Genomic DNA, 22,894 nt, shown 5'->3' with positions numbered 1-22,894 from the left:
ACCCGCGCCTGCAGCACTTGGCCCTCACCATGAAAACCATCGCCTTTGATATCGGCACGCGCCGGGTCGGGATCGCCACCAGCGACCCGTCCGGCGTGCTTGCCAGCCCACTGCGGGTGTTCACCCGGTCTGATGACCCCGACCAGGATGCCCGCGACCTGGCGACGATCGCGGACTTACAGGGCGCGGAACTCATCGTAGTGGGCATTCCCATCAGCCTGCGCGGCACCGAGGAGATTGCGGCCCAGCATATGCGGGAGTTCATCGCGCTCCTGCAACAGCACACTCGCCTGCCCATCGAGGTCTGGGACGAACGCCTGACTACCGCTATCGCCGAACGCGTCCTGCTCGAAGCGAACCTGTCGCGTGAAAGTCGGCGGGAGAAGATCGACCAGGTCGCCGCCGCCCTCATTCTTCAGAGTTTCCTGGATTCCCGCAAATCATGAGAGTAATCGTTCTGCTGGCCGTGATCGCCGTCGTCATTGTCGCGGTCTACATGACCGTTGTGTTGCCCCGCGTCCAGGAGAGGCTTCTGGAGGCTCCCGATGCTTCCCCCGGGGCCGCCTCGGTGGTTTTCGTGGTCAAGTCGGGCCAGACAGCGGGGCAGATCGCTCGGGATCTCGAAAAGGCTGAGCTGATCCGGAGTGCGAAAGCCTTCCAGGCGATGCTCAAGCGCAAGGACTGGGGCACGAAACTCAAGCCGGGTGTCTATCGGCTGCAGCGCAGCCAGGATGCGGAGCAGATCGCGCAGCAGATCGTGAACCAGGAGACGTGGCGCATCCGGGTGAGTATCCCGGAGGGCCTGTCGCTAACACAGATCGCGGAGAGGATTGAGAAGGCGGGGGCGCTCGGCGGTGGGCCCCATCTGCCGAGGGCCGCGGAGATCAGGAAGGCAGCCACCGCTCAGGCCGTTGAAAAGCGCCTGGGCGTAACAGTCCCCACGCCCACGGCGGAAGGGTATCTCTTCCCGGCCACGTACGAGTTCCCGGCCGGAGCGAGTGCATCCGAGGTCGTCGATGAGATGCTCACTGCCTTCCGTGACCGATTTCTGAGCAGGAATCAGGATGCCATCGAGAGAAGTGGCCGGAGCCTGCATGAGATCGTGACGTTGGCATCCATTGTGGAGCGGGAAGCCGCCGCGGACAAGGAGCGGCCGCTGGTGGCCCGGGTCTTCCTGAACCGCATCGACATCGGCATGAAGCTTGAGTCCTGCGCTACGGTACAGTATGCCCTTGGCAAGCACAAGACTCGGCTGCTATATGAGGACCTGAAGGTGGCCTCGCCCTACAATACCTACATACATCGGGGCTTGCCGCCGGGGCCTATCTGCAGTCCGGGGGAGGCGTCACTTCTCGCAGCGCTCAAGCCCGGCGAGACCGATGCCCTGTATTTTGTGTCGCGTAACGATGGCACCCATGTATTCTCGCGGACCTTCGCGGAACACCAGCGCGCGATCAACCAGATCCGGTCGAGGTAACCCAGTGGAGGCACGCGGTGCTCCAGAGCCTGACTCCTGATCTCATCTGCGAGAGCCTGTGCGGCGTGGACCTGGACGCGCTCCAGGAGCGGGGCATCCGGTCAATACTGCTCGACCTGGACAACACCCTCTGCCGGTGGAAGTGCGAGGATATCAGCGAGAGCACAGCGGACTGGATCAGGCGCGCGCAGGAGCGGTTCAGTCTCTGCATCGTATCCAACAGTATCCGCCCCAAGCGTCTGAACCGGATCGCGACAGCCCTGGGCATTCCCTCGGTGGGACGCTGGGGTCTGGGGCGCAAGCCCTTCAAGGGCGGTATCCGGGCGGCCCTCAAACTGCTGGGGGCGCAGCCCAATGAGACGGCGATGATCGGCGACCAGATCATGACGGACATCTGGGGCGGCAACCGGATGGGCCTGTATACCATCTGGGTACGGCCACTGTGTGAGAAGGATTTCATCGGCACCAAGCCCGCGCGGTTCGTGGAACGGTTGCTGATTGCCCATTTCCGCAAGCTGGGCATTCTCCCCGATGGTTGGAGGTGCGCGTGAGAACCCTTACTGACCTCGACGGCGAGACCCGGGTGGTGGGAGTCATCGGCTGGCCGGTAAAGCACAGCCTGTCTCCAGCCATGCAGAATGCGGCCATCGACGCGCTGGGCCTGAACTGGGTGTACGTGCCCTTCGCGGTCTCTCCGACCAGGCTCGAGTGCGCCATCGAGAGCATCCGCGCCCTCAATCTCGTGGGTCTCAATGTCACCGTGCCGCACAAGTCCGCAGTGGCGCAGCTTGTGGATGAACTGGGCGAGACCGCGCAGGCGTTGGGCGCCGTGAACACCGTGCGCAATCAGGACGGAATACTGATCGGCCACAATACGGACGGCGAGGGCTTTCTGCGCTCCCTGCGGGAAATCGGTGAGGATGTAGGCGGGAAGCGGGTCGCGATCATCGGCGCCGGTGGTTCGGCGCGTGCGGTGGCCTTGGCGGTTGCGCGAGACGAAGTGGGAGACTTGAAGGTCATCAATCGGACGGCTTCGAAAGCAGAGGACGTTGCGCGGCTCGTGCGCGAGACCACTGCCGCTCCGGCGGAGGCGCTTGCCCTGGACAGTCCGGCTGCGGAAGATGCGGTGCGGCAAGCCAACATCGTGATTGACTGCACCCCCTGCGGGATGCATCCGAATGTTGATGAGCCGCCCGCCATCCCGGAAGAGTGGATACAAGAAGGCCAGACGGTGTGCGATTTGGTGTATACGCCGCGGGATACCACGCTCTTGAAAGCCGCGCGGCGCAGAAATGCACGGACCCTGGACGGATCCGGAATGTTGGTATACCAGGGCGCAATTGCGCTGGAATTGTGGACAAGACAGGCCGCTCCCGTGCAGGTCATGCGGGATGCTCTGCTGAAAGCTCTGGAGAGCCGCGAGGGTCGTGCCGCAGGATGAAAGGCTTCGCCGCGTGCTCTGGACCCTGCGGCGGGACTTTTCAGTTTTCAGGCGTCTGCGTGTCATCTGATCGTTGGTCCGCGCGTGTCTAAATCTCGTTGCTAGGCATCTTGCATCACAGCCCGCGAAGCGGGTGTCGGTGTTTCGGGACTGCGGCCTGTGTCGCGGGCTGCAAGGTAACGGCGGCTTGTCTTTTCGTCCGCGTGCAGAGCCGACAGGGGAGACGAGGCCCCGGCGCGACCGCATCCACCTGCTTTGGGGGTACGCGCCGGCCCGCCGGACCCTTTGTTGACTTGCCCGAAGTCGGTAACCTATAATCCCTGCACTGGCTGCCAGAAGCAGTCGCACTTTGGGTTGCCGCTGAAGTTTGGCCACACCAAACGCGAGGTGTAACCGTCATGCGCAGGCCCGGTGGCCGCAAGCGTATCGGCCAGATGCTCATTGAGAAAGGTCTCATCAATGAGGATCAGCTCAATGAGGCGTTGAAGACCCAGCAGCAAACCACGCAGATGCTGGGCGAGATCCTGGTGGATCTGGGCTACGTTCAGCGCACAGCGTTTTTCGAGACACTCGCCGAGCAGATGGGTGTCTCGTACGTGGACCTGACCGCCCAGGCGGCGGACCCCAAGGTGGCCACGCTGGTGCCCCAAGATGTCGCAATGCGGCACCAGGCGATCCCGATCGCCCGCGGCGACGGTTGTATTCGGGTCGCCATGGCGGAACCCGGCGACGTTATGGCCGCGGACGACCTGAAGATGCACCTGCAGCAGAACATCGAGCCGCTCCTGGCGGACCCGGACGCCATCAAGCGGGCCATTACGAAGGCCTTCGAGCAGCCCGCTGCGGGTGGTGCCCCAGCCCAGCAGGGCGCCGCTCCAGCCAGAACCGGCACCTTCGGCGGATTCGACATGCAGGCCCTCGCCGACCAGGTCAGGAAGGAAGGCTCACTCGGCGCCCAGGACGGGTATGAGCGCGAGGAAAACCGGGTCACCACCGATCGCATCGGCGACATGGCCGACGAGGCTCCGATCATCAAGATCGCCAAGGTGGTTCTGCAGCGCGCCATTGAGGAGCGCTCCAGCGACATCCACATCGAACCGTACCGCGACCGTGTACGCATCCGCTACCGCATCGACGGCGTGCTGCACGAGGTCATGCAAGTTCCGAAGTACGTTCATGCCCCGTTGATTTCCCGCTTCAAGATCATGTCTGACATGAATATCGCTGAGCGCCGCGTCCCCCAGGACGGCCGCATCCACGTGCGGCACAGCGAGAAGGAGTTCGACCTGCGCTCCTCGGTCATCCCGACTACGCTGGGCGAGAAGTTCGTCATGCGGATCCTTGACAAGAGTTCCGTTCAGATCGGTTTGGAGTCTCTTGGCTTTGACCCGGCGATGCTCGCGGAACTCGAGAAGCTTATCCACCAGCCAAACGGAATGATCCTGTCCACGGGCCCCACGGGTTCGGGGAAGACCACCACGCAATACTCCATTCTGAACCGCATCAACTCGGTGGAGATCAACATTATCACCATCGAGGAGCCGGTTGAATACCAGCTGGACGGTATCGCGCAGGTGGACGTGAACCGCAAAGCTGGTCTGACTTTCGCGGTCGCGCTGAAGTACTTCCTGCGCCAGGACCCGGACGTCATCCTGGTCGGGGAGATCCGCGACCTCGAGACATCAGAAATCGCTATCCAGGCCGCTCTTACCGGCCACCTTGTTCTCAGCACGCTGCACACGAACGACGCGCCGTCCACGATTACGCGTCTGGTTGACATGGGCGTTGAGCCCTTCCTCATCTCCTCCTCGGTTATCGCATCCATGTCCCAGCGTCTGGCCCGGAAGATCTGCGAGAATTGCCGCGAGCCCTACGACCCGCCGCGCGACATGCTCATGGGCTTCGGCTTCGACCCAGATGCACCGGAGAACCGGGACGTTGTCTTCTACCATGGCCGCGGCTGTGAGAACTGCCGCCAGACGGGATACCGTGGCCGTATCGGCGTGTACGAACTGATGACCATGAACCAGGAAATCGCTGAGCTTATTGTGAAGCGCGCTTCCGCCGGTCAGATCAAGGAAGCGGCGCTCGCGGCCGGAATGGTTACTCTGCAAAAGGACGGTTTCCGCAAGGTACTGAAGGGTGTTACCACTGTGGAAGAGCTAACCCGCATCGTCTTCACCGCGGGCAGTTACAGCGGATAGGGGAGCAAGGCTCTTCGGGGCTTGGCTGCATGGTCGGGCATTTGACGATGCAACTGTGTGGCCGATAGGCCGCGTCCGCACACAATCAGGAGGAACTCAATGGTACAACAAGGCCCCCCCGGAGCCGGATCTCCGCCCTCGGGCACGAATGGTGCATCGGGCGGTGCCCCGCGCCCTGGCATGGCTCGCGCCGTTGCCGCGCAACAACAAAGAGCAGCCGCCCAGAAGCCCCAGGCCCGCCCCCTTGATGACGTGCACATCGATGAACTTCTCGAGATTGTTGTTGAGAATAACGCTTCGGACCTGCACCTGAGCGTCGGTCTGCCGCCCATGATCCGCGTTGACGGCGAACTGCGTCCGATGCGCTACGAGAAATTCACGCCGCCCGTCGTTCAGCGAATGATCTACGATGTTCTCACGGACGACCAGATTCAGCGCTTTGAGACCGATCTTGAACTAGACTGTTCGTACCAGATGCGCCAGGTCGCCCGTTTCCGCGTGAATGTGTACCGGGACCGCGGCAATGTCGCCGCTGCCCTGCGTCTCATTCCTCAGGAAATCCCCACCATCAGGCAGCTTGGTCTGCCGCCGGTCGTCGAGGATCTCGCGCGCCGACCTCGCGGTCTTCTGCTGGTCACCGGGCCCACCGGTTCGGGCAAGTCCACCACGCTGGCGTCCATCATCCATCAGATCAACATGGAGCGTGCCGAGCATATTCTCACTGTTGAGGATCCCATCGAGTATCTGCACCGGCACCGCAAGTCGATCATCAACCAGCGCGAGCTTGGACAGGACACATTGTCCTTCAACGCGGCCCTGCGCGCGTCTCTGCGGGAAGACCCCGACGTCATCCTCGTGGGTGAGATGCGCGACCTGGCCACAATTCAGCTGGCCATTACCTGTGCGGAAACGGGTCACCTCGTGATGGCCACCTTGCACACGAATAATGCGGCGGAGTCCGTAGACCGCATGATCGACGTGTTCCCTGCCAATGAGCAGGAGCAGATCCGGGTCCAGCTTTCGAATAACCTGGTCGCGATCTTGTCACAGCAGTTGCTGCCTCGCGCTGGTGAGAAAGGCCGTGTCGCCGCGATCGAGGTCATGGTGGCGACCTCGGCCATCCGCAACCTCATCCGCGAAAACAAGGCCCACCAGATGCATTCCATCATTCAGACTGGTCGCGAGCACGGAATGCAGTCCATGGACCAGGCGCTCTGCGACCTGTATAAGCAAAGCCTCATCACCTACGAGATGGCGATGCGCCGGTCGCACAACCCGGACGAGTTGGAAAAGCTGATTCATGGAACGGAAGTCTGAGCGGGACGTTCTGCAAAGACAAGCTCCGCGCCGTCTGTTTTGTGGAGCTTACCGCGGCCAGCCAGAGAGGATGTGAGGGCCCTTGCCAACATTCGAATACGTGGCCAGGGACAAGACCGGGGAGGAGCACAGGGGATCTATGGACGCGAAGACCAAGGAGGCGCTGGTGGATCAGCTTCGCCAGCGCGGTCTCATGGTCAGCTCGGTCCAGGAGCAGAAGGCCGCTACCGTTGTGAGGAGCAAGACCAAGCGCCGCATCTTCGGCGGCAAGGTGAACCTTCGGCATTTGTCCATCTTCTGCCGACAGTTCGCCACCATGATCAATGCAGGTGTGTCGCTGGTCCGCTGTCTGGACGTTCTTGAGCAGCAGACGGACAGCGCGCGCCTCAAGGAGATTATCCGGGAGATCGAAGCGGAGGTTGAGGGCGGCGCCACGCTCTCGCGCTCCATGGCGCGATTCCCTCGGGTCTTCTCGAACCTGGCAGTGGGTCTTGTGCGCGCCGGGGAGGTCGGCGGTGTGCTCGACGAAACCCTTGACCGCCTCGCAGGCTTCCTTGAGAAAGACCTTGAACTGCGCCGGAAGGTCAAGTCGTCCATGACCTACCCGATTCTGGTCATGATCGTCGCGGTGGGCATCGTGACCTTTCTGGTCACCTTCATCCTGCCCAAGTTCATGGCTCTGTTTCTCGAGCTTGGCATGACTGAAGACCAGTTCCCCATGCCCACGCTGATCCTGATGCGCGTTAGCAACTTCATGACCAGCAAGTGGTACATCATGGTCGCCATCGTAGTCGCCCTGGTGATGGCGATCAACCGTCTGCGCGCCACGAAGACCGGGAAACGCTACTATGATACGCTGATGTTGCGTCTGCCGGTTTTCGGCTCTCTAAACCACAAAATCGCCGTCGCCCGTTTCGCTCGCACCCTCTCGACGCTTCTGGCTTCCGGGGTTCCAATCCTGCAGGCAATGGAAACGGTTGCCGGTACAGTTGATAATGATGTCATTGCCGACGCGATCCTTCTGTCTCGGACGAGCATCCGCGAGGGTGACACCATCGCCGACCCGCTGGCGAACTCCCGCATGTTCCCGCCGATGGTCGTCCAGATGATCACCATTGGCGAGGAAACCGGTCAGCTTGACCAGATGCTGGAGAAGGTCGCTGACTTCTATGAGAGTGAAGTGGACGCGGCCCTGGAATCCCTGACAGCGGCGCTCGAACCGGTGCTCATTGTGTTCCTGGGTGTGGTCGTCGGCTTCATCGTTGTCGCCATGTTTCTCCCCCTGATTGGTATCATCTCCGAGTTGTCTCAGTAGACGCTCGGGTCGAGCAGCGAATCGTGGGCCGGACTGCGCAGAGCAGTTCGGCCCATTTGCTCTATCCACCTGGCATGCCGATTGCTGCCTGCGGCATTGGCGCGGATACCTCGGGTACCCATCGGAGGAATCATCTGCATGTTCGGTGAAGGCCAGTACACGGCGAAGATCGCGTATACCATCCTTGTTTTCGGTCTCTGCGTGCTGGGCATTCAGGCGCTGGCCTGGTACAGAGACTGGCCGTGGTAGATGCACTGCGGTTCACGTGGTTGGGCCGGAATACCGGGGGCTGTGGGATAGACGGCGACGACATCCCCTACCTGTCCAGCCGGGGGCGCCACCAACCTCCCTGCCCGCTGTAACCCATGTATGTTACTTGCTCAACTTGTTCACAGAGCGCCGCTTGACCTCTGAGTGTGGCGGCGGCTATCATCTATGCGCCCGGCCGCGTGACCGCGCGGCCGTTCCACCATCCCCGGCCCCCGGTGGGCTCATGTGAGCGCGCCATGGTCTATCTGCCTGACAACCCGATCGTGTGGGCGTTGCTGTTCGTGACGGGCGCTGTCATCGGCAGCTTCCTGAATGTGGTCATCTACCGCTGGCCGCGGCAAGAGTCCATCGTAGCGCCGCCCTCCCACTGCATGAGCTGCGGTGCCCGCCTGGGCATCATCGACCTGTTCCCGATAATCAGCTACGTTCTCCTGCGCGGACGCTGCCGGCACTGCGGCCACTCGTACAGCCCCCGATATGCCCTTGTGGAACTGCTCACCGGTCTGCTGATGGTGGGAAGCGCCTGGGCCTTTGGCGGCTCAGTCTATGGGCTGCTCGTCTTCATCGTCTGCTGCTGTCTCCTGGTGATTTTCTTCATTGATCTCGACCATATGATCATTCCGGATGAGCTTGTAATCGCGATCATGCTCATCGGTGTTGGGCTGAACGCCTACAATCTGTTGTGGCACGGTGCAGGGGGCTTGCAACCCGGCCAACCGGGGCAGGGATGGCCGGTCACTCACGCCCTGGTGTATACCCAGGAGATCGCGGGTGCGAACAAGACCGCTTTCCTGCCGTCCTCGCTGGTCGGCATTTGCCTGGGTGGCGGGGTGTTCCTGTTCGTGAGCTGGGTCTTCGAGCGTTTCTACGGCAGGCCGGTACTGGGTTACGGCGACGTGAAGCTCGCTGGAGCCATGGGGGCGCTGTTCGGTCCGGGCTGGCTTTTCGCCGCATGGTTCGTGGTTTCTGTGGTCGTTGGTGCAGTCGTAGCGGTGTTGTTGATGATGTTTGGATTTCGGCGTCGTGGGGAATACATTCCCTTTGGTCCAATGCTGGCAGTGGGTGGGATTGTTCTTTTGCTCTTCCCCGAAGTGGGACTATGGGTAGTGAGCCGCTACGGTGGTTGATACCAAGGGCTATTGGCCCGACGAACCATCGCGCATCATGCCACAACGCTGGGGTCTATGTGGTTTTCTCAAGATACGCACAATTGTCGTGGAAGGTTTAGTGAATGACGGTTGCGGGTAATCAGTCAGTGGCTGCGCGCAATGTGTGCTCACCCACGGTTCAAACCGCCATGCGCTCGGCCCAAAGCCTAAGGGGGCCTGCCCTCAAAATGAACAGTCGGAAGAAAGCCGGATTCACCCTGATCGAAATGCTGGTTGTCATCGCGATCATCGCGATCCTGGTGGCCATCCTGATGCCCGTTATCAGCAGCGTCCAGGAGAAGGCCCGCCAGGGACGTTGTTCAGCGAACCTCATGCAGATCGCCACAGCGATCCGGGCGTACAAGACCGACTATCACCGCTATCCGTTCAGACCCTACTTCGATGATGCCGCGTGGATGTACATGGGCGGGGTGAGCGCTCTGTACCCGGACTACCTGAGCTCAAACGCGAACCTCGTCTGCCCCAATGACGCCTCGAACCTGCGTGGCGTCAGCAATCAGCCCAAGAACTACAGTACTTACAACGGGCTGATCCACGGGATCGCGGACAGCTCTTTCACCGACTCCACCCAGGCAGACTACTGGCGGTTTGAGGCGGCTGCCGGCGGGGTAGGCAACGGGTCGGTCCTGTGCTTGATCACGTATAACTACGGCGGTTTCAGCAACAACGGCTGGGATGAGTCATGGTGGGACTCGACACTCACGCCGCCGGGCTGGAACATGCTCGTGCCACAGGGCGGCGCAGTGCCGGCCTGGCTGGCGTCTGAAGGGAAGAAGTGGCGGCATTTCCCGCGCCTTGCCAACCCGCGGGCCCCTGATAACACCATCATCTGCCGCTGTCGCGCGCACCACAAATGGTACGGCCGGGACGAGACCGACGCCAATCCGGAACCCGGTAAATGGCGCGACGTCATCGTGAGGCTCGGCGGCGAGGCGGAAACGGTGGACTACGCACCGATGACCAACGTGGTGTCAGGCGGGGCATCGGCCTGGAAGATACAAGAGTAACGCGGAGGGGCGCAGCGATGCTGGGGGTTGCCCGCACGGCGACGAAGCATCGTCTGCAGCCCCTTTTTTGTGGGCGTGCCGGGCGTGGGGGGAGCAATCCGGGAAGCAGTGGAGGAGCACAATGCAAGCAATGAGCACAGGGCGACGGATGCGGCACCAGCAAGCGGGACACGTCCGCACAGGCTTGGGCTCTCGCCGGGGTTTGACCCTGGTTGAGCTGCTTGCCGCAATGGTTGTGCTCCTGGTCGGCGTATACGCCATCGCGGCGCTTTTCCCGAAACTCTCGCGCAGCATCAGCGATGAAGAAACGCGCACCAGCATGAGTCGGGCGACACAGCGTCTTGCCGAAGGTTATCGTAGCGGCGAGCTTGAGCTGCCCGACGCCACGGCTCCGCACTACACTCAGGTTGACGCCGTTGAGCCCGGCAGCAGCCCGAATGACCCGGACAGTAACCTTACAGGAACCAACCCTCTGAACAGTCGGGATGACTTCATTGAGGTGTACGGAGAGCGTGTGACCGTTCCCGCACCGACAACACCGGGCGGGTACCCATGCTACGTTCCGAAGCTCGGGCTCGTGGACCCCAGTATGGTGCCGGTGGTCTATTCCTACCGCGAGATGAAGGAAGCGTATCGAGACCCCGGGGCAAGCACGACTCCTCGTGATGGCGAATTCTACCTGCGGACAGATGGCCAGTTCCTGTTCAATGGACCCGGCGGTGGAAGCAACGGCGCTATCGTCTATTACGATTGGGTGCAGCCGGGCGGAATCGTTCGGCGCGCCAATGGGGAGTTTGTTCCGAACTCGGGCAGTTACGTGCAGGCCGTGGCCAGCCGTGGCGGGCGAGTGGTCCCGGGCAGTGTGAGGGCCTACGCCCGATATCCGTGGGCCTGCACCTTTGGTCCGCCGGCAAGCATCTCGGGGCGGGTCTGCTGGGTGGATGCAACGGCAGGGCAGAGCATGTTCTTCCCGGCAACAGCAGCCGGCACGAAGCTGCGGATAGACTACCGGGTGCGCCGGGAAGACCTCCAGGCTGAGGGCACCTCGCGCCGGGCAAAGATCATGTTCGAGGACAAGCGGCTGCCCTCCGCGCCACCTTACCAGCTGGACCTGAATTTCGACGGCCTGAGTGACGAGTATCCGTTGATCACCAATGCCCTGGATGGCACTGACATCGCCGATATCTGGGTTCTTGTGGTGGATCTTACGGACGGAGCCACGTGGCTCTGGGACGACAACAGTGACGGGACAGGCGCCATCACCGAAGTAGACTTCAACCGGGGCAAGCTCTGGATGAACAGCTCGGTGGTGACCGGAGCATCGGGCACCAGTCGCGCTGGGAATCCCATTCGCATCTATTACCGGACGGCGAATGAACACACCATCCAGGTGCAGAAGGCACCGACCGAGTTCGTCGAAGTCGAGTCGCTGAGCCATCCAGCGAACGCCTACCTGCCTAACTGGGAGCACCGCAGGTTCCGCATCGGCACTCAGGTGGCCACCGGCGAGACCTACTACTATCTGTGTGACTTCCCGGCGTACCTCGAGGACCAGGCGGTGGAGGTGGACTACACGTATGATGCCGGTGATGGCCGTCCGACTCCGGTATCAAACGAGGTTCATGTGATCGCCGACCTCGGGGACCCTGGTCTGGGGTTCGGGTTCGTGCTCAATCACTCAAACGTGACGGGTGTCTATGAGGTCACGGGTGCGTCGGCGCGGATCGTGGGCTGGTGGCGCACTGAGGACGGACGCGTCAACAGGTTCGACGTGGCGAATATCATGTTCCCGGACACTGGGATTTAGCCGTCCGGGGCGTGCTGGAAGTTGCGCCCGAAGGGAGACTGGGATGAGGCGGATGCGACGCAATCGAGCCTTCACACTCATTGAACTGATGGTCGTCATGGGCATCGCCGCGGCGCTCGTGGCCATCACCGTGCCCGTCGCCCGCAACCTGGCCAATAGCAATAAAGGCCTGCGGTGCACCACGCGCCTGCAACGAATCAGCCAGGCCCTGAAGATGTACGTCCTGGATGAGGGATGCGTGCCGCCGTACTACCCGGACCCCGCAGGCACGGGCGCTTACCTGGGACCGGGGCTACAGGCGCTGTTCGAGACGGGGTATCTGGCGGGGGAGAGTTCCCTGCACTGTCCGGCAGATTCGAAGCATCCGGCAGGCGATCCGCTCTTTTCGTTCAGCTACATGAACCTCGACGACGATGCCATGTGCGATGGCTCAACGGAATACGGGGTAGATAACCAGTCCAAGTACCTGACCAGCCGCGGCCTGCGCAGGGACTCAGCGGACCCGGACGTTCGGCGCCAGCTTGCGCCCTTGCCGCCGAGCCCGAGCACAAGCTTGGTCCCGGAGTTTTCGCGAGAGTGGCATCCTGATGATACGACGGTTGTGACGTGGTGCAACTACCACGCGAAGACCATCACAAAGGGCGGCGAGGGCCAGTACCAGGTGCTCTTCTGGGACGGTTCGGTGCACCGGATGGACGCCGCACTTCTTCAGGATGGTGTGGATGTGGCGGAAGCGTGGCGCATCAAGCCATCGGACGACCCGGTGCCGTGATGGGCAATTGGAGAAGGGGCCGAGGACGGCGAGTGAGCGGTGAGTTGGAGCGGTGTACGCTAGTCTCGAAGAAGGTGGTAGTGTGGTGAGAATCGCCGGCGGAAGGTGTGCAGGTTTCACCCTGATCGAAGTGATGGTCGCGTTGGCCATCATGGTGATCCTGTTCGCCCTGCTTTTCGCCCCCATGATTGCGGGGCTCGAATGGGTTTCCAGTGGGCGGGCCAACGTGGGCATGCAGGATGCCTGCCGGTACGCCATGGAACAGATCCGGCGAGAACTGGGGGAAGCAGTGTATGTTCACCCGGCGCCCGGATACTCGTTCTCAGGCGCCGATAACACCCTCGGCACCTACGACGACATTCGCGTCATCAACTACTCGCAGATCCTCTTCAACCCACCGGCGCGAGACAGCCTGGGCAAGATCTACTACCCGCCCAGGCCGGCAACCGGTCAAAACGGCTATCAGAAGGTCATTCGCTACGCCGTCCATCTTGTGACCCCCGGACAGCCTTACGACGAGTTCAATCCGTTCGCACTGTACCGCCAGGAGTTCGTGTGGAACCCCAACGAGCCCTCTCCCCTGGGCAGCTTCAACTCTTCGGGCGTCTGGGTCCCGGGTCAGCCGGTGATTGAGAACGCGCTGACACCCAAGCGGGGCTCGACGTTCGTCCCGACCACGACCCTCTTCACCGACGGAGTGGATGGCGCGGGCCAGTATCCCGAGTACGTGGCGGGGTATGTCGAGAACACAGGCGGCCGCCCGGCGGTATACCTGTTCAACGGTGTACGCTTCGAACCCCACAGGGTGTCGGGCGAGACTCTGAAGACTGACAACGGCGTCGTCTACCGTGCGCGGTTCGGCGCCTGGGACGGCGTATCGCTTGGAGGTGCGTTCCTGGCCAACGCCGCGCTGGCCCAGTCCGAACTGGACCCGCGTGTGATGCTGTACGCCTGGGACGCCGCCACGGATACCTATTCCGTCCCGCGTTTGGACAGCCACACGACCCAGCCCCGCCCGGTTCAGGTTCGCTGGTCGGCTGACGGAGGAGTGGTGACCTGTGGCCAGCAGGCCCGCCAGGAGTGGCCCCCGGCATCCGGCAATATCGTTTACTACAAAGTCATCAGCTTCTCCACCGCGCGAAACGCCACCGGGTGGTATACGGTGAGCATGCCGAGCGACTTCACAGCGGTATATCCCGGCAGCCTGGCGACGGCACCGGTGGACCGGGCAGCAGCCCCCACGTCGTACCGCATTGACCCGAGCGTGGACATCAACGTCCCGGCCTTGATCCAGCCGAACACCGTAAAGGTCAAAGTGGTCGCGGTGGACACTGCGGGAGTACGGCGGCAGTTCGACCTGAAGCCTACGCAGAATTTCGATCAGGCCACGCTTCGGGGCGACGAGTTCAACGTGCAACTCACGCGGCGCGACTACAACAATGACGGCACGCCGGAGGGGACCACGGCGCTCCTGCGTTTCTCGCGGTTCGACCCGCCATCGCCGGAGTCCCGGGCGCTTTTCGGCAATACGCCGCCCGCGCTGAGTTCCTTCCAGCTTCAGGTGTCGTATTACTACCGGCGCAACTATACCTATGATCCACAGCTGGATGCTGCAGGCAACTGGCCCTTCGTGAATGATATGGTCAAGGTCGATTACTCGGTTCGATCCATCCAGAACGTCTCGTTGACATTGGAGCGCTATGTGGACCTGGAGGACGACGGGACTGGCCGCATGGTGCTTCCAGAGGGCGACCATCCCAATGAGGTCAGCATGCGCGAGCAGGTCTCGATACGCAACTTTGGACAGTAGGAGCGCGCGGCGGTCTGGACCGAGTATTGACAGAAGCGCGATTGACGGTCGCCAGGCGGGGCCAGGCCCCCAACAAGGCGGAGGCGAGAGTTAATGTACCGAAGCAACGGGAGAATACGCAGGACGCCACGACGAGGTCAGATTCTCGTCATCGCCGTTCTGCTGATGATGGTCATTCTGCTGACGGGCATCCTGTTCGTCGCTATCGTCACCTACAACCAGCAGCAGTCCTCCCGTGGCGCGGATGTCAACCTCGCCCAGGGCCTGGCGGAAGCAGGCATCAGCTGGTGCAACCAGAATCTGAGCGAGAGCCCCGTGGGCGCTGACTGGCGACCGCCTTTCCGGCCTTTGGTCCCGGCGTCTTATGTCGCCACAGACCCGAACACCTGGCCTGTGCCGCCGGTAATGGACACCGCAGGTACCGACTACGGAACATACGGGCTGGACGCCACCGCGGATACCGAGGACGACTATTACAGCGACTTCGAGCGCGCACACAACTGGCACGGCCTGGTTGACGCAACCACCGGGGAGTACGTCCGGTTCGGTTTCACCCGTATTCCCGACGTAAACACCACGCCGGCCGGTCTCAGCCTGCCCACGGAAGCCGCGACGCTTGGGGGCCAGGGCCACATCCTTGTTCGTGTCACTTACGACCCCGACCCGCCCTACGAGTTGCCCGATAGCGATCCGTACCGTGTGCCCGACGAGATGAGTGCGGCGCTGAAGATCGAGTCGATCGGCGTGATGTACGAGACTTCGCCGGTATACCGCTACCTGGTAGCCTACAAGCCGTTGCCACTCACCGACTACCTGCTCTACGTGACTGACGCGGGCAATACGGGCCAGCCGGCAGTGCTCGGGTTCAACCCCCGCGCCGACATGGACCGGGACGGCTGGGACCCGAACGACTGGCTTGGTCAGTACTTCTTCGGACCGATGCGTTTCAACTCGACCCTGCAGTTGGAGGGTGGCAATCTCAATGGAACCGTGAACGGTTCCGGCAGCTGGCTGACGCTCACGCCGCAGCCCACGTCGGCGACCAGCGAGGTGCCCGGCGTGAACCCGCTGGGGATTACCGGCGGTTACCTGCGTTCCGACCGCATCTTTGCTGCCGACGGCATTACCGAACCCGAAGCCCAGTACACCACGGCGGTTCGCGCGCGCAACGTCGACGGGACCTACACGACGCCGGCCCAGGTGCTGCCCAGCAACCACTTGTCCTTCACCACCTACGGTGGGTTGATCCTGGATGGATCCAACAGCACCGACGGTTCGGGTAACCCACGCTACACCGAGGCCTTGAAGGCGCCGACGGTGTTTGGCCCAGTGGGTGGCGACCAGTCGCGTGCCGAGGCGTATCGCAAGCTGACCCGCGATTCGGGGCGCATTGTGACACTCGCCAGCGGTGACACGGTGAATCTGGGGAACTACGGATTCGGCCGCGGGATCTACGTGGACAATAAAGATGACCTGCAGTTCGTGGACAGGTACGGGACCCGCGACTACGATGCGCTCATGGGCGAGTGGATGCAGGTTTTCGCGGATCGGTACTCGGCGGAAAACAGCGGCTGGGACCCGACCTACACCACCTACACGGCGCCGGGGGTTGAGGTTACCCTCTATCCCAGCGAGAACGCAGCCCTGGAGTTCGGCGCTCTGAGCGCCACCAACTCTCCCCCAACCAACCAGAATACGGTCTGGTGGCCGTACCACAGGCCCGGGGAGCCGGGCATCCGGTTGACGCGCTCTGATCGCACCTGGCGGTACTACGACGCGCCCAACAACCGGATCATCGATTCCGGCGAGTATACGGTGTACCTGGACTATCCGTCCTACCCGAACCAGCTGATATTCGCGGAGGGCAATGTGCGTATCCACGGGGTTCTTCCGCCGCGGAACGCGAATATCAACAATCCGCGGGATTACAATCTGACCGTGCTGTCGGGTGGGACGATCTACATCGACGGTCAGATTCTCAGCCCGCAGGATGTGCTGGGGCGAGACGTGGGCAGCGGGGTGCCGCCGGCCCCCGGTGCACCGATTCCGGACGAGTTCAACACCAAGATTGCGCTGATCGCCCGGGACTGTGTGTGTCTCAATGCGACGCGCATCGCCCCGCAGCTAACGTCGGGCGAGGTTTCGGTCGTGCCGGACGACCCCTTCAACCCGGCTTACGACGAACAGCACTGGGAGATGACCCCGGAGGTCCAAGGCGCGGCTTACATGCGCTGGACTTTGGGCGAGCCGATGCTTGCGGGGAACCGCATTCGGGTGGCCGTGATCCATTCCGCGGGCGATCCGGGCCCGGCGGCCATCAACATGAAGGTGTTCAATTCCGTTAGCTGGTCGAGCTTCGTATTCGGCGGGGTCTTGGACCAGGCCAAGTTCTACTTCCTGCAGCCCGGCCTGTATGCAGGGGCTAACGTGGAGGAGACCCTGGCACCCGACTGGAGCCAACCGTGGTCTGCCGCCAACCCCACAATGCCCTGGGACGTGACCGGGACCCTGGGCACCCTTGCGCCCGGGCAGCTCAAGGCGGTGGCGCTCTCCGCGGTCGATCCGTCCGATGCAGGGCTGGGCGCGGGATCGACCGAGTACCGTCTGAAGAACTGGAAGGTCGTGGAGCAGACCGCCGGTGGGGAGCCTACGGGTGCGATCCATGCTAAGGTGAATGCGGCGATTTTCGCCGAGAATGGTTGCTGGTTTGTTATCCCCGGCCGGTACTTCGATACGCGCCACGTCGGCAATGCGGCCCGGGCGTTCCTGCGGTACAACTATGACATCTGCGTGCGCGGGTGCATTACCGAGGCCTTCCACGCCGGGCCGGACATGGTGCGCGAATGGTCCGACAAGTGGGCCTGGCCGGTTATCGGAGCGGGTTGGAGCACAATCCGCTACGAGTTCGACGAGAGCATCCGGAACACGAGGGACCCCAGGGCGCTGCGGCTGACCACCCTGAACGCGGACACACGTTACGCCGATGCCGGCTCGCCCCAGATGCTGGCCACGGCCACAGTCCAGGGCAATTTGCCGGTGCTTCCCTGTCTCCCCGTGAGTGAAGAGTTGATCTTCTACGGTGAAGGGCAGTAGTCGCTCGCCTGAACCGAGCTTTGGCGTTGCGCTTCACACCAGTGGAGGTAGATGGTGATGCGAGCAAGCAGGCGCTCGTTGCTCCTTTGTACACTCATCGCGTGCCTGCCCGGCGCGTTCATCCCCGCCTTTGCGGGAACCGTCAGCTTTGACAGCACCCCCCCGCAGCGGGTGATCAAGGCCTGCGTTCTGGGCGGGAATTCGCTGATCTTCTACAATCTGTCCCGGGCGGCGCTTCGGCCCGATGGCTGGGTCTTTGAGAACCCCTTGGCGCCCGCGGACCTCACACCCACGGGCACGCCCGGGTGGATCGCCGCGAAGAACATGCCCATCTACTGGGCCGCGGACCTGTCTCGCCTTCAGTCGGTCGAGGGCATTGACGTCATCTACTGTCCTGATGCCGATGTGGACGCTACCGATGATGCGCGACTCATCCGGGCTGTGGAGAACGGTGCACTGCTCTGGATTGACGGGCCCGTGACGCGCCTGCAGCCGCCGAGGGTTACACCGACGGGCGGCGGGGGTGCCGAACCCGAACCGATTCCCTTCCAGGTGGAAGCCAGTGCGGCGGCGGTGGCCCGCCGCATCGCGTACGCAGTCGGTGAAGACCTGCTGAATGTTCCCTTCAAGCTCGAGGACTGGGAGGTCAACCGGTTGGGCGCCGGGGACTTCCGGGTCACCTGGCCTTTCACCGACGGCGGAGGCTGGCTTCACGAGACGGACGTGAGCTTCCGGCCGATTATCTCTCTTCTCGACGCCGGTGGTGCGCCCCTGGGGCACGGTGCAATGATCGCACCGTATGGCAGCGGCGCGATCCTGGTGACCGCAGGGAATGTCGGCAATATCATCGCGTCCTGGGGCACCAGCCTGTCTCCCAGCCAGGACCAGCTTCCAGCATTCAAGTTTGCCTACAACGCGATTGCGTGGATGTTCGGCCACAGGGCAGTGGGACCCGCTGGAGCCGGCCCGGGAGCCCCCGTGGCACAGGCTCCGGTGGACGGCAAGTGGCAGTACCCGCCGCCGGACCGTCTGGATCCCACGGGCGCGGCGATCAACTTCGGCCCGGTCATCGCTTCGCCGGTTCACATCAACGGGCGCGTGCTTGTGCTGACCAGCACCGCGTCAGACGGCATCGCGAGGCTGGTCTGTCTGGACGCCGAGCCCGAACAGGACCTTTGCGGGCCGAGGGCGGCGGGCTGGACGGTCAGCCCCCTCCCTGACGGGGAACCGGATGACGGCTGGGTTGATTACTCGCAGGGCGCGAACTATGACAAGATCTGGGAAGTTGAGGTCCTGCCGTCCGGCGCCACGCCTCGGTCGTCGGGACTGGTTGTTGGTAACCGCTGGCAGGACGCCAACGGGGACGGGAACCGAGAGGCAGAGGAGATCGAGCCGGTGGTCGTCTTCTCAGCCAGCGGGGAAAACCCAGGGGGCGGGGATCCCGGATTCGTCTACTGCTTCAGCGCCATCACGGGTGAACTGCGCTGGCAGTTTCAGGTGGACCCCTACCGAGGCTCGTCCAGAGTCTGCGATGTCTCCACCCCGGTGATCAACAACGGGTGGGTGTACTTCACGGCCTCCGAGTACGATCCGAGCCTACCAGACGCAACGGGGGATGGCGTTGACCGCACTTTCGGGCGCGCCTGGTGCATCGATCTGCAGACTGGCGGCAATCTGACCGGGAATGTGAACACCAGCGGGGCGGTATGGGTATTCCCGGACGCCGATCTGGACCGCGGCGACAGCACAACGGCCAGCACCCTCGGAGAGCCGATACGTGCCCTACCGTGCTTCAATGACCCTCTGTGGATAGTGGCGGTGGGTTCCGGCAGCGGCCCGGAACTGCCGACATATCCCACCCCTGCGCCCACTGTCACCTCGGCGGTCATGCTGCCCGATGGCATTCTGGCGGATGCAATCATGACCGTGCGATCACCTGTCAGCAACACCTGGGTTCCGGGAGCGGGGATTGTTACCGAGGGCTGGGTGTCGTGGGACAACCATGCCGGGGGCAGCGAGTTTGCTCTTGCGCCCACACCCACACGGGGCGATGCCAATACCATCGGCTACACGATCAACCGCGAATACTACGGTGTGAAGCTGGTCCGGGCTGCGACCGGAGCCTGGCAACACGCGAAACGCGCAGGCGACATTGAAGACCGCGTATCCCTCGCGCTGCCGTGGGACACTGATTTCCCGGCGCCGATTGCACACCTGAACAGCGTGAATGTGGGTGACACCGGTGTTCGCCAGATGCTGGCGAACTGGTACCTCACGCCGATGATCGACGACAATCCGTACGAGTTGCTCAAAGGCTGCGAGATCATGCTTCAGGACAGCAGCGGAGAGTGGGAGCGCCACTTCATGCGCGGCCCAATCCTGTGGCAGCGGCGTCACCGGTGGAATGATGTGACAACCGGGACCGCAGTGGCCCGGGACGGCAAGCTGTTCGCCCCCACCGGTGCAGCCATTGAGCAGCCCGAGAACTACCCGCCGGTGATCCCGCAGGCCGCGCTGATGCGGCCCGCGGACATCCCGGTGGTGCGCCTGGCGGACGGGGCTGTTCTCGGGTGCCTGAGCCCGTCGGCCGTGCTGCCTGCCTCGGACCCGTCCACGGACCTGGGCGTCCGCAACTCCCTGACTGTCGCGCTGGCCGGACCTACTGAAGACAACGGGGTGGTTGCGGCCGCGGTGTCCCAGTGGATCCCGCCCCTGGGGGGACCCGGTCCGGTATCACCACCTGCACGGGCCGCTCTGGTGGGGCTGAAGACCGACAGCGGGTTCGAGTTGCATCTGGGGCCCGGCGTTGACGACGCCATCGGAGTACGCAAGGCAGCGCCCAGCGTGAGCCTGCAGCTTCTCGAGCTTGCAGATCTGGGCACGGGACCGTCGGATATTCCGCCGTCAGCGTACGAGATCGATTACCAGCAGCGCGTGGTCCGCATCAAGCCTGAGTATGTCTCTGACGCGGGCGTGATTGAGGACACCGGCGCCAATGTGGACGTCTTCCCGAATCCGCTGGCGGGGAAAGTGGTGCTTGCCCGGTGGAACGGCACCGACAACTCCACCTACCCCGCGGGTGGCGGCTGGGAACTGCACCGTCTTGGCCCGGCGCACAGTTTCGTCTATGTGCCCGGGTTTATCAAGCTGAACCAGTATCCTGCGGTTTTCGCAAGCCTCGGGGTCCGGCTGCCGACCAACTCGCCCAATTTCCTGGACGGGGTCCCGGTGAGCGGGGTGTTCGCCGGTGAGCCACTGGTGAGTTACGACTACGGCGCCGGCAACGTTGAAGTCCTCCCCAACGGCTGGCTGGACATGCGCATGGCCTTCGCCGATGTGAACGGGAACGGGACGATGGATGTCGAGGACTGGTTCCTCGATCCGGGCACCGAGGTGATTGTGGGCTATACAGGCTTTGTGCCACACGCGCTGGGGTGGGTGCCTCCTCCGGGCATTCCGGCGGGCTACGATGACGTAAACGGCTTTGTGCCGATCCCCAACCCCGGTCTGGGCATGCCTGCAGAGCGCCACCAGGTACCCGTGGGCTTCGGCATCTCGAGGTGCGCCCCTGCGTTGGCCGGCAGGACGCTTCTGCTGGGCACTGAGGGCGTGACCGGCACCGCGATTCCGGTCCCCACAACCCAGGCCCAGCGAAGATACATCTACGGCACCCACTGGGATGGCGCTTTCATGCCGCCGGCGGGCGGATTGACCCCCGCTGAGACGTTGCTGGCTGCGTCGTGGGACCCGGTAACCGGGAACGTGACTGGGCGCATGGTCGCTCCGGCCCAGGATGTGGCCGGGAATGTGCCGGTGGTCTCGGCAACGCCCTGTGTCGCGGGCGACAATGCTTTCGTCGGCTCGCGGATCATGGCTGCGCCGGATTCTCCTGTGGGCGCCGGGTACCTGGCGTCAATGGCGACTGAGCGCACGCTGATCGCTTCGGGTTCGCGCATTCTTGAGTGCGTCGGGTCACAGCCGGTGCGGGTGCTGACCGGGAGCCGAGCGGCGGACGGCACGGACGTTTGGCCTTTCGCACACATCGCTAAGGTGACCCGCCTCGAAAATGGGAACTGGCTCGTGGTGGATTCGGGCGCCAACCAGGTGCTGGAACTGGATAACCGTGGTTGTCGGGTGTGGTTCGCGGGTGCGGGTCGCGGCACGGCGAAGCTGCTGCTGGATCGACCCACGGACGCCTGGCGCTACCACACCTATTACGCCGGTCTCCGCTACGAGCACACCGTCATCGCAGACGCAGGGCACAAGCGGATCATCGAGGTCGTGCGCAAGCCTGCCAACCCGGGCGAGCCGCCCACGGTTGAGTCCGCTTACGTGGTCACCCCAATATCCGTGCCCGTGGACGCTACCGGCAACGTGGTTGTTCCGTATAACCAGGCAGTCCGGTTTGTCGAACTGGAGTACCAGAAGGCGCAGCCGATTCTCGACCCGGCCACAGGGGAGCTGTGGGGCTATCTGGCGTGTGCTGCGAACTGGAATTTCCCGCTGATCGTGGAGCCGCCGCGTTTCGACCGAGCCGGAAACTTCTACGCGGCGCGGGTCAATCCCCCGCCAGGGGCGCAGGTTCTGGGCGCCCACATCGGCGAACCGCCTTTCGACGCCATGTCAGTGTTCGATCTGGGGCGGCTTCCGGCAATCACCACACTGAACCGGGTCTGGACGCCCTGGACTCCCATATACCAGCAAGAGTTCCGTAACATCCGCCAGGTTCAGTATGTGAATGAGGGCAACGGTCTGTTCGGCGACCCAATGAGCGCGACTTACGTCTGGGTGGTGGCCTCGCGTTACCAGGCCATGCCGACGGCCCCAATGGGTGTGTACGAGTTCCAGATCAGCCCGACCTTCGCGTTCACGTGGAGTTGGACCCGCAACGCATACACGGCTTCGGGGGTCGGAACGATACCTCTGCCCACGGGAACCAACTTCGCGAAGAGTTTCTTTCCGACGTCCGCACAGAGGCTTGCGAACGGCGACTATCTGATCGCGAACCTGTCCACGCTGCCCGATCATCTCACCGCGCAGAACACGGACTGGCGTGGTTGGGGACGGGCATTCGGCAGCGAGGTCCTTCGGGCAGAGCGCACAACGGGCGCCGCCTTTGGCCGGTACCTGATCCCGGACCCGCGCAGACCTGCCTGGCCGGAACCGCTGATGATGGTTTCGTACGCGGAACGATTGTAGATCCGGCAGAGAC

Annotated in this window: 14 protein-coding genes and 1 pseudogene; all 15 read left to right on the top strand. The window is 62.9% G+C overall.

Annotated elements, in window-relative coordinates; translation table 11 throughout:
- Window positions 1-29: 29 nt before the first annotated feature.
- The 15 genes and pseudogenes from ruvX (at window position 30) to HPY44_11855 (ending at window position 22,881) form a co-directional block, all read left to right on the top strand.
- The gene (gene ruvX, locus HPY44_11925; GenBank protein ID NSW56716.1) at window positions 30-446 is read left to right on the top strand and encodes a Holliday junction resolvase RuvX; all 417 of its coding nucleotides are present in this window, start codon (window positions 30-32) and stop codon (window positions 444-446) included.
- Window positions 443-1,477, top strand: a complete 1,035-nt coding sequence (gene mltG / locus HPY44_11920) for an endolytic transglycosylase MltG (GenBank protein NSW56715.1) — start codon at window positions 443-445, stop codon at window positions 1,475-1,477. Before ruvX ends, mltG begins: the two co-directional genes overlap by 4 nt.
- 17 nt (window positions 1,478-1,494) lie before the next feature.
- Window positions 1,495-2,028, top strand: a complete 534-nt coding sequence (locus HPY44_11915; GenBank protein NSW56714.1) for a YqeG family HAD IIIA-type phosphatase — start codon at window positions 1,495-1,497, stop codon at window positions 2,026-2,028.
- On the top strand, window positions 2,025-2,918 hold the full coding sequence (locus HPY44_11910) for a shikimate dehydrogenase (GenBank protein NSW56713.1): 894 nt from the start codon (window positions 2,025-2,027) through the stop codon (window positions 2,916-2,918). The genes HPY44_11915 and HPY44_11910 overlap by 4 nt, the downstream gene beginning before the upstream one ends.
- Before the next feature lie 398 nt (window positions 2,919-3,316).
- Window positions 3,317-5,122 (top strand): Flp pilus assembly complex ATPase component TadA, encoded by a 1,806-nt coding sequence (tadA, locus tag HPY44_11905; GenBank protein NSW56712.1) that lies wholly within the window; start codon window positions 3,317-3,319, stop codon window positions 5,120-5,122.
- A gap of 180 nt (window positions 5,123-5,302) precedes the next feature.
- Entirely contained in the window at window positions 5,303-6,439 is a 1,137-nt protein-coding gene (locus HPY44_11900) for a type IV pilus twitching motility protein PilT (GenBank protein ID NSW56711.1), read from the top strand.
- Window positions 6,440-6,521: 82 nt separating this feature from the next.
- The gene (locus tag HPY44_11895) at window positions 6,522-7,754 is read left to right on the top strand and encodes a type II secretion system F family protein (GenBank protein ID NSW56710.1); all 1,233 of its coding nucleotides are present in this window, start codon (window positions 6,522-6,524) and stop codon (window positions 7,752-7,754) included.
- A gap of 506 nt (window positions 7,755-8,260) precedes the next feature.
- Window positions 8,261-9,151 (top strand): prepilin peptidase, encoded by an 891-nt coding sequence (locus HPY44_11890; GenBank protein NSW56709.1) that lies wholly within the window; start codon window positions 8,261-8,263, stop codon window positions 9,149-9,151.
- A 104-nt stretch (window positions 9,152-9,255) separates the two neighbouring features.
- Window positions 9,256-9,447 (top strand): annotated as a pseudogene (locus tag HPY44_11885) (prepilin-type N-terminal cleavage/methylation domain-containing protein).
- The gene (locus HPY44_11880) at window positions 9,361-10,200 is read left to right on the top strand and encodes a prepilin-type N-terminal cleavage/methylation domain-containing protein (GenBank protein ID NSW56708.1); all 840 of its coding nucleotides are present in this window, start codon (window positions 9,361-9,363) and stop codon (window positions 10,198-10,200) included. Before HPY44_11885 ends, HPY44_11880 begins: the two are co-directional and overlap by 87 nt.
- Window positions 10,201-10,321: 121 nt before the next feature.
- A complete protein-coding gene (locus tag HPY44_11875; GenBank protein NSW56707.1) occupies window positions 10,322-12,007 on the top strand; it encodes a prepilin-type N-terminal cleavage/methylation domain-containing protein in 1,686 nt (561 codons plus the stop codon).
- Between the two features lie 52 nt (window positions 12,008-12,059).
- A complete protein-coding gene (locus HPY44_11870) occupies window positions 12,060-12,779 on the top strand; it encodes a type II secretion system protein (GenBank protein NSW56706.1) in 720 nt (239 codons plus the stop codon).
- Window positions 12,780-12,864: 85 nt separating this feature from the next.
- A complete protein-coding gene (locus HPY44_11865) occupies window positions 12,865-14,589 on the top strand; it encodes a prepilin-type N-terminal cleavage/methylation domain-containing protein (GenBank protein NSW56705.1) in 1,725 nt (574 codons plus the stop codon).
- A gap of 93 nt (window positions 14,590-14,682) precedes the next feature.
- Window positions 14,683-17,682 carry a hypothetical protein gene (locus HPY44_11860; protein ID NSW56704.1) on the top strand — a complete coding sequence of 1,000 codons (3,000 nt, stop codon included), beginning with the start codon at window positions 14,683-14,685 and terminating at the stop codon, window positions 17,680-17,682.
- A 57-nt stretch (window positions 17,683-17,739) separates the two neighbouring features.
- The gene (locus tag HPY44_11855; protein ID NSW56703.1) at window positions 17,740-22,881 is read left to right on the top strand and encodes a hypothetical protein; all 5,142 of its coding nucleotides are present in this window, start codon (window positions 17,740-17,742) and stop codon (window positions 22,879-22,881) included.
- Window positions 22,882-22,894 lie beyond the last annotated feature (13 nt).

The sequence above is a fragment of the Armatimonadota bacterium genome, from assembly GCA_013314775.1.
Taxonomy (GTDB): Bacteria; Armatimonadota; Zipacnadia; order Zipacnadales; family JABUFB01; genus JABUFB01.
This window is presented reverse-complemented; position numbering and strand designations above follow the sequence as displayed.

What these genes read in the sequence shown, in the direction of transcription:
- HPY44_11880 (NSW56708.1), top strand. Translation starts at nt 9,361, where the DNA reads ATGAACAGTCGGAAGAAAGCCGGATTCACCCTGATCGAAATGCTGGTT.
- HPY44_11860 (NSW56704.1), top strand. Translation starts at nt 14,683, where the DNA reads ATGTACCGAAGCAACGGGAGAATACGCAGGACGCCACGACGAGGTCAG.
- HPY44_11890 (NSW56709.1), top strand. Translation starts at nt 8,261, where the DNA reads ATGGTCTATCTGCCTGACAACCCGATCGTGTGGGCGTTGCTGTTCGTG.
- HPY44_11870 (NSW56706.1), top strand. Translation starts at nt 12,060, where the DNA reads ATGCGACGCAATCGAGCCTTCACACTCATTGAACTGATGGTCGTCATG.
- mltG (NSW56715.1), top strand. Translation starts at nt 443, where the DNA reads ATGAGAGTAATCGTTCTGCTGGCCGTGATCGCCGTCGTCATTGTCGCG.
- HPY44_11855 (NSW56703.1), top strand. Translation starts at nt 17,740, where the DNA reads ATGCGAGCAAGCAGGCGCTCGTTGCTCCTTTGTACACTCATCGCGTGC.
- HPY44_11875 (NSW56707.1), top strand. Translation starts at nt 10,322, where the DNA reads ATGCAAGCAATGAGCACAGGGCGACGGATGCGGCACCAGCAAGCGGGA.
- ruvX (NSW56716.1), top strand. Translation starts at nt 30, where the DNA reads ATGAAAACCATCGCCTTTGATATCGGCACGCGCCGGGTCGGGATCGCC.
- HPY44_11900 (NSW56711.1), top strand. Translation starts at nt 5,303, where the DNA reads ATGGCTCGCGCCGTTGCCGCGCAACAACAAAGAGCAGCCGCCCAGAAG.
- tadA (NSW56712.1), top strand. Translation starts at nt 3,317, where the DNA reads ATGCGCAGGCCCGGTGGCCGCAAGCGTATCGGCCAGATGCTCATTGAG.